The sequence below is a fragment of the Candidatus Avedoeria danica genome (genome assembly GCA_016703025.1).
Classification (GTDB): Bacteria; Chloroflexota; Anaerolineae; order Epilineales; family Epilineaceae; genus Avedoeria; species Avedoeria danica.
Genome location: JADJCV010000005.1, coordinates 391,781 through 408,251, shown reverse-complemented (window position 1 = coordinate 408,251; position 16,471 = coordinate 391,781). Strand labels below are relative to the sequence as shown.

The 16,471-nt window shown below is 65.8% G+C and carries 18 protein-coding genes; 7 read left to right on the top strand and 11 right to left on the bottom strand.

All coding sequences use genetic code 11. The annotated features are described in order from the left end of the window. The first annotated feature begins 79 nt into the window (after positions 1–79). Positions 80–637 (top strand): recombinase family protein, encoded by a 558-nt coding sequence (locus tag IPG72_16175; GenBank protein ID MBK6770517.1) that lies wholly within the window; start codon positions 80–82, stop codon positions 635–637. A gap of 1,142 nt (positions 638–1,779) precedes the next feature. Here the strand turns inward: IPG72_16175 and IPG72_16170 are convergent. The 8 genes from IPG72_16170 to IPG72_16135 form a co-directional block, all read right to left on the bottom strand. Continuing rightward, complete coding sequence (locus IPG72_16170) at positions 1,780–2,097, bottom strand: hypothetical protein (protein ID MBK6770516.1); 318 nt, start codon at positions 2,095–2,097, stop codon at positions 1,780–1,782. A gap of 602 nt (positions 2,098–2,699) precedes the next feature. Beyond that, complete coding sequence (locus tag IPG72_16165; protein ID MBK6770515.1) at positions 2,700–3,002, bottom strand: hypothetical protein; 303 nt, start codon at positions 3,000–3,002, stop codon at positions 2,700–2,702. Next, positions 2,999–4,126 carry a hypothetical protein gene (locus IPG72_16160; GenBank protein MBK6770514.1) on the bottom strand — a complete coding sequence of 376 codons (1,128 nt, stop codon included), beginning with the start codon at positions 4,124–4,126 and terminating at the stop codon, positions 2,999–3,001. The genes IPG72_16165 and IPG72_16160 overlap by 4 nt, the downstream gene beginning before the upstream one ends. A 30-nt stretch (positions 4,127–4,156) precedes the next feature. Next, the gene (locus IPG72_16155; GenBank protein ID MBK6770513.1) at positions 4,157–4,636 is read right to left on the bottom strand and encodes a hypothetical protein; all 480 of its coding nucleotides are present in this window, start codon (positions 4,634–4,636) and stop codon (positions 4,157–4,159) included. Continuing rightward, entirely contained in the window at positions 4,633–7,350 is a 2,718-nt protein-coding gene (locus IPG72_16150) for a hypothetical protein (GenBank protein MBK6770512.1), read from the bottom strand. Before IPG72_16150 ends, IPG72_16155 begins: the two co-directional genes overlap by 4 nt. Before the next feature lie 86 nt (positions 7,351–7,436). Beyond that, positions 7,437–7,703 (bottom strand): hypothetical protein, encoded by a 267-nt coding sequence (locus tag IPG72_16145; protein MBK6770511.1) that lies wholly within the window; start codon positions 7,701–7,703, stop codon positions 7,437–7,439. 11 nt (positions 7,704–7,714) lie between these two features. Next, positions 7,715–8,155, bottom strand: a complete 441-nt coding sequence (locus tag IPG72_16140) for a hypothetical protein (GenBank protein ID MBK6770510.1) — start codon at positions 8,153–8,155, stop codon at positions 7,715–7,717. A gap of 159 nt (positions 8,156–8,314) precedes the next feature. Beyond that, positions 8,315–8,458, bottom strand: a complete 144-nt coding sequence (locus IPG72_16135; GenBank protein MBK6770509.1) for a hypothetical protein — start codon at positions 8,456–8,458, stop codon at positions 8,315–8,317. 1,457 nt (positions 8,459–9,915) lie between these two features. On the opposite strand from IPG72_16135, the gene IPG72_16130 reads away from it, so the two are divergent. The 3 genes from IPG72_16130 to IPG72_16120 all read left to right on the top strand — a co-directional run bounded on the left by IPG72_16130 (position 9,916) and on the right by IPG72_16120 (position 11,019). Beyond that, positions 9,916–10,347 (top strand): hypothetical protein, encoded by a 432-nt coding sequence (locus IPG72_16130; protein MBK6770508.1) that lies wholly within the window; start codon positions 9,916–9,918, stop codon positions 10,345–10,347. A 220-nt stretch (positions 10,348–10,567) separates the two neighbouring features. Beyond that, entirely contained in the window at positions 10,568–10,831 is a 264-nt protein-coding gene (locus tag IPG72_16125; GenBank protein MBK6770507.1) for a hypothetical protein, read from the top strand. Next, on the top strand, positions 10,786–11,019 hold the full coding sequence (locus IPG72_16120) for a hypothetical protein (GenBank protein MBK6770506.1): 234 nt from the start codon (positions 10,786–10,788) through the stop codon (positions 11,017–11,019). Before IPG72_16125 ends, IPG72_16120 begins: the two co-directional genes overlap by 46 nt. A 327-nt stretch (positions 11,020–11,346) precedes the next feature. On the opposite strand, the gene IPG72_16115 is transcribed toward IPG72_16120, so the two are convergent. Further along, positions 11,347–11,535, bottom strand: a complete 189-nt coding sequence (locus tag IPG72_16115; GenBank protein ID MBK6770505.1) for a hypothetical protein — start codon at positions 11,533–11,535, stop codon at positions 11,347–11,349. A gap of 370 nt (positions 11,536–11,905) precedes the next feature. Continuing rightward, on the bottom strand, positions 11,906–12,685 hold the full coding sequence (locus IPG72_16110) for a hypothetical protein (protein ID MBK6770504.1): 780 nt from the start codon (positions 12,683–12,685) through the stop codon (positions 11,906–11,908). 381 nt (positions 12,686–13,066) lie between these two features. Between IPG72_16110 and IPG72_16105 the strand changes: the two genes are divergently transcribed. Beyond that, positions 13,067–14,467, top strand: coding sequence for an MFS transporter (locus IPG72_16105; protein MBK6770503.1), 1,401 nt, complete (start codon positions 13,067–13,069; stop codon positions 14,465–14,467). Positions 14,468–14,511: 44 nt separating this feature from the next. Here IPG72_16105 and IPG72_16100 read toward each other — a convergent pair whose 3' ends face one another. Further along, the gene (locus IPG72_16100; protein ID MBK6770502.1) at positions 14,512–14,709 is read right to left on the bottom strand and encodes a hypothetical protein; all 198 of its coding nucleotides are present in this window, start codon (positions 14,707–14,709) and stop codon (positions 14,512–14,514) included. 315 nt (positions 14,710–15,024) lie between these two features. Between IPG72_16100 and IPG72_16095 the strand changes: the two genes are divergently transcribed. Both IPG72_16095 and IPG72_16090 read left to right on the top strand, forming a co-directional pair. Beyond that, complete coding sequence (locus tag IPG72_16095) at positions 15,025–15,564, top strand: hypothetical protein (protein MBK6770501.1); 540 nt, start codon at positions 15,025–15,027, stop codon at positions 15,562–15,564. Positions 15,565–15,897: 333 nt separating this feature from the next. After that, on the top strand, positions 15,898–16,323 hold the full coding sequence (locus tag IPG72_16090) for a hypothetical protein (protein ID MBK6770500.1): 426 nt from the start codon (positions 15,898–15,900) through the stop codon (positions 16,321–16,323). Positions 16,324–16,471 lie beyond the last annotated feature (148 nt).

Below are 16,471 nucleotides of genomic sequence, written 5' to 3'. Positions count from 1 at the left end.
GGCGTTAAGATTATCAAAGTTAGAAATTATCTCGCGCGGCTGACTTCTCAGACGGCGCGGGGATCCCAAGGGCATACATATGTTAATTGGATACGCGCGGGTCTCGACCGAGGACCAGAATCTCGATCTCCAGGTCGACGCACTCACGAAGGCGGGGTGCGATCGGATCTTCGAGGATCGGCTGAGCGGCGCGGTTGCACAGCGACCAGGGCTTGCGGAGGCGATTGCCTTCGCCCGCGAGGGGGACACGCTGGTGGTGTGGCGTCTGGATCGCTTGGGGCGCTCGCTCAAGAATCTCATCGAGGTAGTCGGGTCGCTTGAGGATCGTGGGATCGGGCTCAAGAGCCTACAAGAGGCGATCGACACCAGCAGCAGCAGTGGCCGCCTCGTGTTTCAGATTTTCGGAGCGTTGGCAGAGTTCGAGCGCAATCTGATCCGGGAGCGGACGATGGCCGGCCTGGCGGCTGCTCGAGCTCGAGGTAAGCAGGGTGGGCGGCCGATGAAGCTCGACGAGGCCAAGGTAAAACTTCTCTACGATCTCTATGACGAGCGAAAGCGACCGATCGCGGAGATCTGCCGGCTGGTGGGGATCGCCAAGCCGACGCTGTATGAGTATCTCAGGCGTCGGGCTGGTTGAAAGGGAGACTCCTTGCCCCTCACCGCAATGCCGGATCTACACTAAGCGCTGGCACTACAGTTCCCGAACGTGGCCAACCAATGGACGTATTACTTTGCTCGGGATAAGGCGTACATCCGGCTTGACAACCTGCTGATATCAGAAGCCCCTCACCTGAGGATGGTGAGTTCCGGTGTCGAGCGGCGCGGCATCTTCGACGTGGAGGGAATCTAGCGAATCGTCTCGCGTGGATTGAAACGGCTAAGACGGGTCCCGAGCCTTGCGAATAGCAGGCATTTACCGCACAGTAGGAGCTATCGCTTGTGAAGCTTCGCTGCCGCCGTACTAACCCTCTCTGGAGCTGAATATCGAGGACCCTTAGTCTCGTTTCGGGATCGAACGGCCTGAACAGCGTATCGAGATAATCCCGCCCAAGGACTGTCGAATATTGGATGACTTGATTTGCCTCGCTAACCGGCAATGACTGCTCATGACGCCCTTGGCGTGCACGGCGGGATGGCGCGGTCGGATTCATGCTCGTGTCTGTGATCGCGGCAGGCCGTAGCGCTATTAGATCACTTGGTCGATTGCACAATGACACATCCCCATGTATAGAGCGAAATTCACGTCTTTCTCAGTCACGAGCGCCAAGAATGCATCTGCCTCTTGAACGAAGGCGGCGCAAGATCGGTGTTCGCGAAGTATGTCGAGGGAATAAGTCAGTTGAGGAAGAATGACTCGATTGCTTGAATAGCTGTGAATCTCTTGTGTAATGTTCTCAAGTAGGCCTCGCTCCATACGATCATAGAATTCGTGCAGTTGATTATACCACGCATTTATCAATTGTAGTGCTGCATGAGACTGCTGTTGGATGACCTCATGCCGGCGTTGACTTTGGCTAATCATTCCTGTGACAATCACGCCTAAGACAAATGTTCCCAATGGTATCGCAACTCCCACTACAAGATCCATAGGTATCCTCCGCCCTGCGCCAGATTGTGCCTGAACGACCTGTGTGCGAAGTCTCGCGCAGTAGAGTTGCGCTCCTCGCCGTCCACTCACGAGCAGGAGTCAATAATCGTATACGATGAACTCTCCCCAAAAGTTGCGCCGCCAGGGAAACCCGGTTGCAAGCTCTGTCACGATGTGCGCCTAAGACGGCGTCAGACGCCGATGCTGCCCGCTACGCCGCCGTCTTCGGCTTCCGGCCGCGCGGCTTGCCCGTGTAGGGGGCCTTCGTTACCGGCTCGGTTTCCCGGACCCACCACCTCGAATATGACCGTCTTGTCGTCCGAGCGATGGAACTTGATCGAGACGCTCGCGGCTTGGGCAGCTGCCGTGAGGCGATTCTTGATCGTGATCTTGCTCGTGTCCTCTCCGGCGGTGGTGGCCATGCCGCCTTCTCCAACGGCTAGGCCCTGCAGCGCCAGGACGTAGTCGGGGCGGGCGGCAAGCTGCGCGGCGGTGAGCTTGGTGAGCATAAGTGGGATCGCTCCTCGTGTACGCGGTTGGTGCCGGGGCGATCGACAAGGAAGAAGCTGCCCCCGATAGAGGAATATATGGCAGGACTGGGCCGGTCTGTCAATACGCTTGCACGCCCGCACGTGGCTCGCGCTCAGCTTTCTTCGGATCCATCGGCAGGGCGGGCTGGAATCACGGCTGATACGTGATGCTGGTCGTCGCCGACGAGCCTGACGCCCGACGCGAAGAACACAGAGTCAGTGAGCGAGACCGACACCACCGTCACCATCGCCACCGCTGGCCCGTCGCCGGCTCGCAAGTGGTGACGCTTGCCCCATGCCCGGTGACGGTAGCCCTGTCACGGGTGACGGTCATATCGGCTCGATCGCCATCGCCCCACTCTGTCGAGGAGGCTATGGTGGCGCGGGTGACGGTTCATCACCACATCTCCTACCCTCCGTGTCCTCGTGCCCGGCTACAGACTACACGCACGTTCCGCCCCCGTCGCGATGTCCGTGTCCCTCAACAGGGCCCACAGATCTACCATGGGCCGTAGGTCCTCCACCGTCATCGCGTGAGAAAGGACGCCTGCCGGACTCTCGTCCGGCATTAGGCGCACAGGTCAGCGGCCGTGGTCCAGCCGAGGAGGCAAAACCGCCTCTCGGAGAAATAGCGCGCCAGGACATAGACGTCCGCGTGCATCGGGCCCGCCGCGACGTAGAGATGCGTCGCCCGTCGGCTTCGCCTTCACGGCGATCCGCTTTCCGTTCATGGTGAAGTCTAGGTCGCCATCGAAATAGAAGCGGCGTTCCAGGACCATGCCAGGGCACGCGAAGCCGGCCTTCCTTGCCTCGATGACGAAGCAGTACTCGGCCATCATCCCCATCAGCACGTAGTCGTCGCTCTCAATCGGTCGCCCGATCATCCGCCGATCTCCTCAACATGCTCCCCATGTCCTGCTACCGGTCCTTCCCCCTCTGTAACCTCCACAACGTAGTCGCGCTCCGGAACGCCGTCCGTCAGAGCCCGCCGAGGGACGGGTTGATCAGCAGCCACCGTGTAGCGCTCGATGTCGATGGGGCCGTCCGAGAGAGCTGTGGCGCTGTGATGTACCACGACTTGCATCGGCTTGCCAGACCTCGCCGCCTGCACCGCCGCGCTGCTTTCGTCGCCAGCGGCATCCGTCAGCCGCCAGTCTCGCCCTCGGCGGTACTTCAAGTATTCGAGCGCGGCCCGCCAATCGGGGACCATCACCGGCCGGCCGTTCCGATCGGTGACGTAGGCCCCCTTCTCGTCCACCCATCCACGGGCGCCCAGCCTGATGGACGCGACCATCTCGACCTCCAGATCAGACAAGACGCGCCACGTGCGTGTGACGAACACCGCGTAACGCTCGCTGTCGGCATCGAGGTCCTCGCCCGCCTCGGCTCGCTCGATCGCGGCCCGCCCCTTCTCGAGCCAGCGCGTCACGGTGTCCGGGTGCACGCCGGCTCGTCCGGCGGCGCCACCGTGGCTGATTCCCTCTGCCAGCGCCGCTAAGTAGGCATCGGCCGTCAGCGGATGGAGTCGAAGCCGGTGGCGCGGCCAGTCGGCCCCGCTGGGGTTCTCGCCGACGAGGGCGGCGGCTGAAGTCGGCAGACCGCCGCACAAGCGCGCCCATCGGACGTACGGCCGCTCGCTCGCTCGGATGTGACGCCGTGCCGGCGCCGCCGCGACTCGGTCAATCTCTGCCTGGCCGCGTCGCAGCCAGCCAAGGTGGACGAGGGAGTCCAAATCCAGCGCCTCGTACAGGCTCTGCCCGGGCTTAATCGTTCCGATTATCGTGAGTAGCCGCGCGATCAACGCGTCGTCCGGTGCCTGAAGGATGTCCTGGCCCGGCGGTACCTCGGGGAAGTCCTCGTCGGGCCCTGGAGGGCTGTCCAGCCTGCGCTCGCGTGGCGGCAGGGGAGCGATGTGGCCCGGCGGCACGGGCCGGGGGCGCTTGGTGGAGAGCTTCTTGCGCCCATCCGGCGGGCGCTTCGTCGTACCTGGTGGCTTCCTGATGCCCATCAGTTCTTCCTTTCGAGGACTCCCATGAACCTATTTCGACTCTTGGCCGGACGGCTCGTCGTGCCGCGCGTCGGGCGCCGTGCCGTGATCTGACGGCCGGCGACCTCGCTCCTCTCCGCAGTACCAGCACGCCCGGTCAGCGCGTTCGATTCCGCAGCCGCATGTCCATGGATCTGGCGGCGGCGCTTCCGTGGCCAACCACCGATCCAAGTCGTAGGCCACCGGGCGAGTCACGTCTCGAGCTGCGTTGGGATGCACCGTCGCTTTCACGGACGATGGCAGTCCCGCCGCTCGAAGAATTGTCGCGACGTCGTCCACCTCGGCGCAGAGCTCCGCCCGCACCGCAGCCGACAGCCTCTTCAGCTCCGACCAGTGATCGGGTGTCAGAGCGCCGTCCGGCGCCACGACGCTGCACTTCCGCGTGTCGAGATCGACCGTGAACCGCACGCCGATGGACCGCAGCGCGGCGATCAGATTCCTGGCCTCAGCCCGTCCGTCAAGCGTGGTCATGGCAGCGCTGACTCCAGGTCGCCCGCCGCCCCGAGGTGCGCATCTGGAGGAACCCAGGCGAGATCAGGAACTGGGTTGGCACCGTCACCACCGCCACCATGGTCACCGTTCAGTTCAACATCTCGCGAGAGCGGTGACGGTTGGTGACGGTCAATCTCATCCGGGTGGCGGTTGTCGTCCACGGGTTGCGGCGCGACGAGCCTGAGTTCAGGCTGAAAAGGCTGTGGGGTGGCGTTGGTGACGGTGGTGACGGTTGCATCGACGATCCTGTTGACGAGGATGCGTCGTCGTCCTCCGTGCGTACGGCGCGCCGCCTCACCGACGGCCACCTCTATACCGATGGCGCGGAAGTTCGGCGCCAATCGGGACAGGATGCCACTGCGGCCGCGTGGACTTGACTGCCAACCCTGCGGCGCCCGACCGATCCCTCGCCGGGCATCGAGTGCGTTCAGTAGGTGACCAGGTTCCGCGTCAATCCCGGTTGGCCCGACCGCGTCCAGGTAGGCGAGCAGCACCTGCGCGACCGGCGAGCCGTCGAGCGCCGTCTCGTGGGCGACCATGCGATTGCCCTCATAGGCGGCGATGAACGCCCCGTCGGCTAGACCCAGCCCCGGCTCGGCGGCAGTGGCAAACTCGGCGAAGTCGGCCATGCGAGGGCGACTCGGCAGCCGCACCTCGGGCATCCGACGCAAGGCGGTGCTGAAGGCGTCCAGAAGTGCGCCCAGAATGTAGGGCAATCGCTCCTGGAACCGCTGCCAGAAGACCGACTCGGTCTCGCGCGAGGTCTCGGTGATTCGGGGCAAGTTGATCAGGATCGCCCGGTCCAACAAGTCGGAGCGCGTGGCGAGGTCGGAGATCCCGTTCAAGATCACCGGGCGCTGGACGTTGATAATCGTTTCGTCGGTGTTGGTGTAGTTTGTGCGCGTTGCGTAGCCGCCGCCGGTGGCCAGCCGGCACAGCGCGTCCGATAGCCAGGGATGAACGCCACTGAGGTTGTCGAACGCGAGCGCCCAGGAGTTCGCGGCCGCGATCACTAGGTCGCGATGGTCGCGAGGTTCGGCGCGAATCGGCGCCATGTTCGGGTCCAGAAGCGCTCGAACGACCCTTGATGCCGTCGACTTTCCGCTGCCTTGCTCGCCGCTGAAGATCAAGACGGGGTACGGCCCCGTGGGCCGATTGGCGAACACGATCCAGCCCAGCACCAGCGGGCGGTCGGCCTCGGCAACGTTCAGAAAGCCCCACAGCTCGTCGACGTTCCCGCCGCGCAACGGTTCAGGAAGCGGCAGCGTGCCATGCGGCCGCCAGAAGCGCACCGGCGGCTCGTCCACGACCTTCCAGTCGTCGGGTCCCAGCTCGACCGCGCGCCCGTCGGGAGAGCCGAGGTCGACGTAGACGTGCGAGCCGGCTCCGGCTACGCGAACGTGAACCGGGACTGCTAGGCCTTCGTAGAGGGCTCGCCCCTCCAGCGTTTGAGCAGCACCTCTCAGTGCCGTCTCCCCTGGGGCACGTCCCACGGAGTCGAAGAACGCCCTGGATAACCACAACCCGAATTGCCTCGACGACAGCTTGAGCGTCCGGCCATGACCGTCGATCTGAACCGTGGCGAATGACTCGTTATCGGGCGTGTGGAACAGCTCAGCCCCCGTTGCCACCACCAATTCGACGAGGCGCGTTGTGTCCGAGACCCGCGCCGCCTTCCCGTCATCGGGGTTGCCGTCAGAGGTCGTGTCCTCATGACCCTCCCCATCGTCCGCGCGCCCCGGCAGCACGGGAACAAAGGGGAGTTGAGCAAGCACGGAGCCGAGCCGGTCTCCAACAGCAACGGCAAGGTCTCCGACGTCGCCGTCGGCGGGAAGTGACACTTCGCAAGCCGATAGGTCGAGCGCGTGAGCCTCAAGGCCCGACCGGGCGAGCGCGGCGGCCACCGCTGGCCCGCCAGTGTGACCCGGTGTGTCGACGTCGAATACGACGCAGACCGCGATGGGTGGTGCCAGTTCCTTGATCGCGGCGATCAGTTCGGGGGCAAGGCGGGCAGCGGCACCGGACGCACCCTCCCCGCAGGCCAGACACACGGCAGGCACTCTGTGAGAGTCGGCGGCCCACACGGACGGCTCGCCGTTTACGACGTAGAGGTTTGCCGGTCCGGTACCGGTCGTGCGGAGCAGGGCGATGGCCCGCTCCATCCCGTACCAGTGGGCGTGCCCCTTGCCTCTCTCCACCCACGTGTATTTTCGCTTGGCCCCGTCAAGGAATTTGAGTCGGTCAACGCCCAGATCGGTGGGATAGCGGAGTGCCGGTCGCTTGCCGCCGACTGCCCTTACCCCCCACACGTCCGCCAGTACGGCCGGGTCGAGGCCACGCTCTCTTGCGAAATCGGCGATCTCGGGAGGGTCAACGCGAGCCGAGTACTCCGCCGGTTCGCGGTACCCGTCGACGTCGAACTTGAACAGCCGTGCCAGGTCGATCGCCTTGCCGCCACCGTGTTGCTTTTCGCAGCCCATCGAGCGGCAACACCAAACGCCGCCCGACTTGTCCGGCTTCCAGTTGCCCGATGGATCCGCGTCGTCGTGTTCCGGCGCCGGGCACAGGAACTCCCACTCGCCACCGACCTTTCTACCACCGCGACGCTCCACCTCGGCCGTGATGTCGGCGGCTAGGCGTTGAAGGTTGACCGGTCCCAGCCGCGTCCCGTTACCGTTTCCGAGCGTCGTCATGGTGCCTGTCCTTATGTATCGTCGGTCCTCAGAGCGCGGCCGGCGCCCCACGGGGCCACCCGCGCTCTATGAGAACCGCGGGTCGTCTATGCCGCTGACCGTTCAGCTCGCGCCCGTTCGCGCATCGCCGTGACGAACGCGCCGAGCGCGACCGCCAGCGCTCCGGTCGTGCCGCTCTGCGGCATGAAGCCGAAGCGGTGCTGCTCGACCACCGCGGCCGCCGCGCCCAGTGCGTAGACGGTCTCTGGCGACAGCTGTGCGAACCGCGCCGCCTTGATCACGGTGGTCGCGAACGCGCCCGCGTCGGCGAGGTCGTCGGCCACGTTGAGGGCTTCATCTGATGGGTGCGTCATCGCCGAGCCGCCTAGAACGGCAGATCGGCGTTATCGCCGCCTGTGACAGGACGCCCATTTGCGGACGACGTCTGGCCCGGCCTTCCGGTGGGCCGGCGCACCTCGATGATCTTGTTGGTCAGGGTGTTGTCGTCCCGGGTTACCACGGTGACTGAGATGGTCACTTCCCGGCCCACGATGTCCTCGGTTTCCAAATCAACGCCGCTTCCGAAGTCGTATCCGGCAGCAATGGCCAGCTTGCCGAGCTTGTTCCTTGGGCTTGCCGTGTCTTGGGTGTACAGGCTCAAGGTCTTGTCGTGTTCCGTGCCGCCTTCGACGTTCTCGACGTCGCCGAGCGCCATTTCCCACTTGACTTGGGGCCCAAACTGACCGTCGATCAATTCGAACGATCGAATTCGAGCGAGGTAGTCGGCCGTACGAATCGGAATGTCGGTTCTGGTTTGTAGTTTCATGTTTGGCGTGAACCCTTCTGCGCGTTGCGCATGCGTTCGAGTGTCTCTGAAGGTGCGACGATGGCACCCCACGGTGTCAGAGTCGGCCTCTGGCGCCGAAGGCTGACATCGTCCGTCGGTGACTTCAATAGGTCGGGGTCGCATTTCTGAGGTTTCATCTCATCGTCCGCTCCTTTCACTTGAATTAGGTTCACGCCTACCTCCTGTTGTCTCATGCTCGATTAGCCATTGATTCAGCGTCTCCTGTCGAAAGCGGACCGCGCTTCGAATAGGCACACAGGGAAGCTCACCGCGTCGCGCCATCAGATAAACCAGCGATCGACTGATTCGCAGTTGTAGGCCGCTTCATCGGGCGTCACTAGTTGGTGGATCGGGTCTGTCGCCATGTCGTCGCTCCCGTGGAATCAATGCCATAAAGTCGCGGCATCCTCTGTTGGGAAGGATACCGCGACTACGTCTCTGTGGACGGAAAGTGTTTCCGTTATTTCCGATTCTGTCCTACCCGCCCCACCGTGCCTCCTCTTCCGCCTCTTCCTTCCTCAGCCAGTTTCGCAGGGTGCGGGGATCAGCGGGATAAGCGGAGTCGGTCTGGTGGTTATCACAAAAGGCCTGCTGAATCAGCCCGCTCTCTCTATACTCAATAAGGATGCGCCGTTGCGTGCCCGTTAGGGGTCTCGGTCCCCGTCGCGGACTTCTACCTGTGTCGCCCACAGGAATATGGTCAACAACTGGCGGTGCGGCTTTCAGTAGTGAGTCACTTTCAGAACTTGGACCGCCATGGGTCACACCGAAGGGCTCAGGCCACAACTCGGACATCTTGGCAAGTACGAATACGAGATATCCGTGGAATCTGAGATCTGACGTAAACGAGAGCTCAGTGCGCTGTTGATCCAACGGTGTCAACTCGAATAGAACGCTATTCTGAAGCTTAGGGTCTGTACTCCTAAGATTTCCCTCCCTGAATCGCTGAATGGTAATGCAACCGAGTCGGACAACTCGAGTTCCGCCTGGTAGTTCAGACGGCACTCCGGCTTGGAGATGGAAGCTGAAGTTGTCCTCGTCGACCCACCACTGCGTACTATGAGGAACATCACTCGTGGCTCGGACGAGCCAGTTCTGAAGCGTCGCGGCATCGGTGCCGATGATCAACGAAACCAAGTGTCCTCCTCTCGGCGCGGCATTGGAGGCGACAATAGAGGTAGGATCGTCGCACTGGAGTGCTGCGGCGGCGAGTCGAGGAATGGGAGCGCTGTGAACCTACACGTCACGAGCGAACGCGTCGGCGCGGCAGCCACACGCACTTCCCAGTATGCTCTCCCCGGTGCACTGGCCCCTAACGATCGTCGCAGACGGCTACCTGTGACCGCAGTCCGTGACCGCACTTTCGGCGCTGCTAGCCGCCCCAGCAAGCGGCACGTGTCCCCGCAGGAGTGAATTCTACACTCATCTGGATGCGCCGCCATCCACGGTGCAACACGGCATGGAACCGTTCCAACGGATTTCCTAAACCGCGTGCGTAGGTTCGAGTCCTACCGGGGTACTCACGTACGTGATCTCGGCGTGGCGGCGTTCGGGGTGGAAGGTGACGAGGAAGCCGAGGTAATCGGGCTTGCGCGCCCCTGCGTTCAACGTAAGGTCAGCCGCTCAAGAAACGGAGGCTCTGCATGTCGAAGAGGATCGTGGTGTTGGGCGGCAGCTTCGCGGGATGACCGCGGCCATCGAGCCTCAAGAACAAGCTGGCCGATGAGGTCGACGTCAACGTGGTCTCGAAGGCGGCGGACTTCCTGTTCATGCCGTCCATGATCTGGGTGCCGTTCGGCCTGCGCACGCGCGCGGACATCATGTTCCCGCTCCAGCCGGTCTTCGAGAAGAAGGGCGTGCACTTCGTACACGACGAGGCTGTCCTGCTCGACCTGCCCGAGAAGCGGGTGGAGACGAAGCAGGGCCAGAAGCTCGAGTACGACTACCTCGTCATCGCCACCGGCCCGAAGCTCAACTACGCCGCGATCCCCGGCTTCACCCCGAGGAAGGCAACGTTCAGTCCATCTTCTGATCGACGCCGCCGAGCGCGCCAAGGTCGCCTTCGACGCGTTCCTGGAGAACCCCGGCCCTGTCGTCATCGGCGGCGCGCAAGGCACTGGCTGTTCCCGGCGCCGCCTACGAATTCCTGTTCAACTTTGCGCACCAGCTGAAGAAGCACGGCATCGCCGACAAGGCGCCGCTCACCTTCGTCACCGCCGAGCCGTTTCCTCGCCCACTTCGGCATCGGCGGCTTCGGCCCCGGCACGAAGATGACGGAGTGGTTCTTCGCGAACCTGCACATCACCGGCATCACCAACGTGGGCGTGAAGGAGTTCCGGCGCGGCGAAGTCGAGCTCTCCGACGGGCAGGTGCTCAAGCACCTCGTTCGCGATGTTCGCGCCGTCTTTCCTCGGCGTCGACGCGGTACGCGCGTGCGCCGACGTCACCACCGCCGCGGGGTTCGTGAAGGTGAAGGAGACGTACCAGACCGAGAAGTACCCCGAGGTCTACGCCGCCGGCGTCGCCGTGCAGGTCGATCCGCCGGGCCCGACCGAGGTCCCTTGCGGCGTGCCGAAGACCGGCTACCTCTCGAGGAAATGGCGAAGGTGGTGGTCCACAACATCGTCGCCGACATCGAGGGCCACCCCAAGGTAAGCCTCTCCCCGGGCGCCATCGACGCCAAGTGCGTCCTCGACGCGGGCAACACGGGGATCATCATGACCTCCGACCACCTGCTCGAGCCGCGCGGGCACGCGTGGTTGATCCCCGGCCCCGAGGCGCACTGGGCCAAGCTCGCCTTCGAGAAGTACTTCTTGGCCACGCACAAGCGCGGGATGGTCTGACGCTCGCACCGGGCCAAACACCCGAGGAGCTGGCGGAGATCATCGTGGCGGACATGCGCGAGGACGTGATCGGGGACGGGTGATCGAGCGGAGGTCATCTGATCCGCTCAGGGCCGGTCGCGAATCGACCTTCCGGCCCACTACAACGCCCCCTCCACCCACCTCCCGGCTGCCACCTCGCCCCCACCGGCCGATCCTGCGGCGCGCACCGCGCCGCCAGCGCGGGGCGGCGGCGTAGTCCGGCTCCTCCCGCCGCCGCGCCTCGTCGTCGATCACCGGCCCGAGCTTCGCCCACGTTTTGCGGACGATCGGGCTTCGTCCACCGGATCACCTCATCGTCCGCGCCGGGATGGAACGCGACGAGGAAGCCGAGGTAGTCCAGGCGTTGACGACCCGCTTGTACCGGGCGCGGTTGTCATCGGTCTCGATGATCTCGGCATGCGCCGCCGCGACATCGTCCGGCAGGCCGTACACCCACCGGCGCGCCTCGATCTGCTCGTCCTGCATGAGCAGCATGAACGCCTCCGTGAACGCCGCCCGCGACGCTTGCGGTGCGACTGGACGAGCTGCGCCCACAGCAGGAGACCGCCGCCGATCGTGATCGAGACGGCCGCGGCGGCGGATACGTTGCCCAGCACGGTCCAGGGGTCGACGGTTGCGCCCTTGGCCTGCAGCGTCGTGGCGACGACCCACGTCGCGGCCAGGATGGCGGCGAAGGCGATCGCGCTGACGGACACGCCGCGGACGACGAGCGTCTGCGGCGGGACGTCGATCCAGCGCTTGGTCGGCAGCGGGTTACGGGCTTGGGCGTCATGGTGGTGCTTCCTGTGTCGCGGTCGTCGGGCATGCCACGACCCGATGTTACTTGTGCTCCTACCTGTTGATCCTACCTGTCGCCGTTCGCCGCCCGCATCGCCCTGACCGCCGCATACAGCGCCACCGCGTCGACGGACGGCGGGGCGATCGTCACGAGCGTCGCGGCGCGGTCCCGGACGACGACGCGGTAGCCCGGCTCCTGCCGCTCCCGCCGCTCCCACCACCGCTGCCGCGCCCGCCGCTCCCGCCAGTCCGGGTCGCCCCAGACGACCCGGACGTCGCGGACCGCCTCACGCTCGATCCGGCGATCGTCCTCCCGAGTGCGGATCGTGATGCCCGCAGCATCGACGGTCGTCTCGATGATCGCATCGCGTGACTTGCGATAGCCCGCGTACGCCAGCGGCGCGAGGCCCGCCAGGACGCCGATCGTCACGACCGCGAAGGCCGCGAGGGCGCCGGGGTCCCCGCCGTACGATGCGAGCAACCCGCCGCCGACCGCGAACACGAGGGCGCTCAGCCCGCCGGCAACCCATCGGATCCGGCCGCCCCTGGCTGCGCGTCCGTCGAACGTGACCGGGAGCGGCGGGACGGGCACCGCGGACGGGCACGCGGCCAGCACATCGTCCAGCGCATTCTGAAACCCTTCCACAACGATGGAGAACCCGGCCAGCCGCCGCCCGGCGTCGTCGAGCAGGACGACCTCGCCGCGCCTCACTCGCACGGTATCGACCACCGACCACGGCCGCCACTCGGCGTTCGGCTTCGGGTTCCGGAAGCCGAACGGACCGTGCTCGAAGCCGTACCGCGCAGTTCGGCGCGCCGCAACGAGCGCCCAGACGCCCAATCCCACCAGGACGACGGTGAAGATCCCGGCGCCGATCTGTCGAATGGGATCGGAGCGCAGGGAAGAGAGGGGCCATCACGGCGCCCGCGACGAAGGCCAAAATGCCGATCCATCGCGTCGTCGGCGCCAGACTGGGGTTCGGACCGTAGCGGCGGGGGGGCAGGTCGATCATCGTGGGGTCCTCGTGGCGATGAAGGCGGCGGTGCACTCCGACGACCTACGCACGGATGGGCGGCGTCGTTTCGCACAGGATTGTCCCTTCGTGCGGTCGCGACAACGTTGGATTCGCTTGACCGCATGGAACATCCGTTCTATCCTCGCTTCGCCCGCTCACACCACGCTTCGCATCCCGCCTCTCCCCTCTCAGCCTCTCCCGCGAGCACCGCCATGTCGCTCTTCCACCGCATCCTCGCCAACTCCCTCGTCGCCTCGGTCGTCAACACGTTCGTCTGGTTCGCCGTCACGTTCTGGGTCTACCTCGAGACGCGATCCGTCATCGCCACGTCCGTCATGGCCGGGATCTACACCGTCACCGTCGCCCTGTCCGGCTTCGCGCTCGGGACGATCGTGGACCGCTATCCCAAGAAGGCGGCGATGCTCGCCTCCAGCCTCGCGTCGCTCGCCCTCTATGTCGTCGCGGCGGGCGTCTACGCCGGCCATCCGCCGTCCGCCTTTCGCAGCGCGGCCAACTGGCCGCTCTGGGCATTCGTCCTGTGCACCCTGATCGGGGCGATCGCCGGCAATCTGCGCGGGATCACGCTCTCGACGCTCGTGACGACGCTCGTCCCCGCGGACATGCGCGACCGGGCGAACGGCCTCGTCGGAACGGCGAACGGCGTCGCGTTCCTGGCCGCATCGATCTTCAGCGGCCTGGCGATCGGCTACCTCGGCGTGACGTGGATGCTCGTCCTGGCGATCGGGCTGACGGCGCTCGTCGTGGCGGATCTCGTCCGCCTGACGATCCCGGACGTGCCGCCGGCCGACGCAGCTGCGGGCGACGTCGTGCCCCCAGCCATTCACCCATCTGTCATCCACGCCGCCGTCGAGGTCGTACCCGAGGTGCCCGGTCGGCCCGGCATCGACCTGCGCGGCACGATCGCGGCCGTCCGGGCCGTGCCGGGCCTGTTCGGCCTCATCTTCTTCCAGACGTTCAACAACTTCCTGGGCGGCGTCTTCATGGCGCTCATGGACGCCTACGGGCTGCTGCTCGTCTCGGTCCAGGTCTGGGGCGCGCTCTGGGGTGGGCTGAGCGTTGCGTTCATCGTCGGCGGCATCGCGGTGGCGCGGTTCGGCCTCGGCGCCCGCCCGCTGCGCGCGCTGTTCGCCGCCAACATCGCCATGTGGGCGGCGTGCATCGCCTTCCCGTTGCGGGCCTCGATCGTCCTGCTGACCGCTGGGATGTTCGTCTGGCTCAGCCTGGCGCCGGTCGCCGAGGCGGCCGAGCAGACGATCCTCCAGAAGGTCGTCTCGCCCGAGCGCCAGGGACGGGTGTTCGGGTTCGCGCAGAGCGTCGAGCAGGCCGCCACGCCGATCACGGCGTTCCTCATCGGCCCGATCGCCGAGTTCGTGTTCATCCCGTACATGACGACCGGCGCCGGCGTGGCGCAGCTCGGGCCGTGGTTCGGGACGGGTCCCGACCGCGGCCTCGGGCTCGTGTTCGTCGTCGTCGGCTGCCTCGGCCTGGCCGTGACGGTCGGGGCGATGCGGACCCGGGCGTACCGGGCGCTCAGCGCCTACGACACGGCCGGCGCGGCGGGAGCTTCGACGCCGGCCGAGGCGGCGGCCTGATGCCTTGGCCGCCGGCCCCGGCCGGGCGGTCCGGATCGCCGCGCCTACTCCGCCGGCTCCTCGGCGCACTCCGTGAGCCCGATCGCCTTGAGCCGCTCGTTCACCGCCGCGAATGGATCCTCTTCGGAGGCGAACAGCTCCTCACTCCCCTTCGCTTCGATATCGGCCAGGATCGCGCGAGCGTCGCTGAGGATGGAGTCCACCTCGGGCTTGAGGTCCGCCGGCGCCTTGAGGGCCTCCACCCCGTCCATTTGCTTCTTGCTGACCGTTACGATCGTCTGGAAGAACGCCTCGCCTTCCGGGCCGGAAGGCGGCCCTGGGACCTCGGACTCCGGGCACTGCGGCGGCGACCTCCGCGTTGCCCTCTGCGCAGATCGTGTTGCCCTGCTTCAGGAATTCCTCACGTGAGAGTGTGCCGCCGCTCTCCGGGCTGACGGCACAGCCCGCGACGGCTGCCAGGGCCAGGGCGGATAGAGCGGCGCAGGACATCGTCCGATGGCGGGCGGTCGAGCGGATCACGAGCGGGCCTCCAGTTGCGTGCGTGGTGGGATGGGAGCATGCGCCGCGATACGCACGCGGCGCGCGTTGCGGCGCATGATGGCATGCACGTCTGCGCGTGCGCCAGTCAGCACGCGCGCCAGTCAAACCGGCCCAACAATGCACTGGCGGCGCCGCGTAGGACGGCGCCGACACGGCGTCGGGGCGATCGCCGATACCGCGGCCGGATGCGCGTGAAGATGATGGGGGGTTCGATTACGAAGTCCGCGGTCGGCGGGCATGCGACAGGAGAGCAGAACATGCCCGCGAAAGAAGCCCCGATCACCGGCAAGGTTCGCAAGAAGAGTTCGAGCGGGCACACGACGATCGGCCGCAGGAGAGGCGTCCAAGGCGCGACGACCGAGATCAACCACTACGGGGAACTCGGGACCGAGACGAGCACGTTCGGGCAGGGGGATCTGAAGGGGAGCGACGTCGCGGAAGGCGCTGGCGAAAGTCCATCGACGGATGGAGTGCCGACAGCCGAGCCAGCTGCGCCCCCGGCACCTGGGGCGCAGGTCGCGCCGCGAAAACGATCCGATCTGGAGTTGCCACGGTAACCCGCGGCAGCGGTTCCCGCCGTCCGCCCGGCCGTTCACGGTCGGGTGGGGCCGGGCAGCGGATTGATGGTTCGCCTTAAGTTGTCGCCTATTGGGGGCCTTCGCGCGCGTCCCTCGAGCGAATCCCCCGATTCCCTCCGGTGATTCCCCCGATTCGCTTCAGCGACCTCGCCGATTCCCCCAAGCGATCCGCTCCCGCCCCCCCAGCGTCGGGCAATCAGCGGCCGCGCGACGGCTGCGCGCCGCTCACACCCCCCCGCAAATCCGTACCCTGGTCGCCATCGAACCGATCGCCGGCACGCGCCGGCACCCGACCTTGAAGGAGGTCTCACGATGGCGTCGTTCTTGGAGGCGTTCCACGTCCACGGCCCGCGGCTCGTCTATAGCCGTACGGCCACCACCGTCGAGCTGGCCCAGCTGCTGGCCGGACGGACCGGGTTCAAGCACGGCCAGATGCTCATGGTCCTGCGCGAGCTGCACGAGGTCCTGCTGCAGTACGGCCGCAGCGGGGTCCCGGTCGAGGTCGACGGCATCGGCCGGTTCCGCCCCGCGATCCGCCGCGACGGCCACATCCATATGGCGATCGTCGTCGACCGGGAGCTTGCAACCGGCCTCGCGGCCCTCGACCGCTACGTCGGCGAGATCGCCAACCGCGGGAACATCGGCTTGGACGACGCCGGCTACAAAGCCCTGTGGGACGCGGCGCACCCGGAGGATCCGCTCGATCTGCCGCTGCAGGGCGCAGAACGGGCGGCGTAATGGCATGCCGCCACGCGGCGGCGCTCGGTCACGCGAGGACGGCGACGGCCCACGTTGCCGCCGCCGTCCTCGGGCACGCAGCGAGCACGTCGCTCGGCGCAAACGTCGACGGCCGGCGACTTGTCCACCCTGCATCCTTGTCCATCCG

Excerpts from the sequence above, each read along its gene's own strand:
- IPG72_16175 (MBK6770517.1), top strand. The coding sequence starts at position 80 with ATGTTAATTGGATACGCGCGGGTCTCGACCGAGGACCAGAATCTCGAT.
- IPG72_16170 (MBK6770516.1), bottom strand. The coding sequence starts at position 2,097 with ATGCTCACCAAGCTCACCGCCGCGCAGCTTGCCGCCCGCCCCGACTAC.
- IPG72_16165 (MBK6770515.1), bottom strand. The coding sequence starts at position 3,002 with ATGATCGGGCGACCGATTGAGAGCGACGACTACGTGCTGATGGGGATG.
- IPG72_16160 (MBK6770514.1), bottom strand. The coding sequence starts at position 4,126 with ATGGGCATCAGGAAGCCACCAGGTACGACGAAGCGCCCGCCGGATGGG.
- IPG72_16155 (MBK6770513.1), bottom strand. The coding sequence starts at position 4,636 with ATGACCACGCTTGACGGACGGGCTGAGGCCAGGAATCTGATCGCCGCG.
- IPG72_16150 (MBK6770512.1), bottom strand. The coding sequence starts at position 7,350 with ATGACGACGCTCGGAAACGGTAACGGGACGCGGCTGGGACCGGTCAAC.
- IPG72_16145 (MBK6770511.1), bottom strand. The coding sequence starts at position 7,703 with ATGACGCACCCATCAGATGAAGCCCTCAACGTGGCCGACGACCTCGCC.
- IPG72_16140 (MBK6770510.1), bottom strand. The coding sequence starts at position 8,155 with ATGAAACTACAAACCAGAACCGACATTCCGATTCGTACGGCCGACTAC.
- IPG72_16135 (MBK6770509.1), bottom strand. The coding sequence starts at position 8,458 with ATGGCGCGACGCGGTGAGCTTCCCTGTGTGCCTATTCGAAGCGCGGTC.
- IPG72_16125 (MBK6770507.1), top strand. The coding sequence starts at position 10,568 with ATGTTCGCGCCGTCTTTCCTCGGCGTCGACGCGGTACGCGCGTGCGCC.
- IPG72_16115 (MBK6770505.1), bottom strand. The coding sequence starts at position 11,535 with ATGCTGCTCATGCAGGACGAGCAGATCGAGGCGCGCCGGTGGGTGTAC.
- IPG72_16105 (MBK6770503.1), top strand. The coding sequence starts at position 13,067 with ATGTCGCTCTTCCACCGCATCCTCGCCAACTCCCTCGTCGCCTCGGTC.
- IPG72_16095 (MBK6770501.1), top strand. The coding sequence starts at position 15,025 with ATGCGCCGCGATACGCACGCGGCGCGCGTTGCGGCGCATGATGGCATG.
- IPG72_16090 (MBK6770500.1), top strand. The coding sequence starts at position 15,898 with ATGGCGTCGTTCTTGGAGGCGTTCCACGTCCACGGCCCGCGGCTCGTC.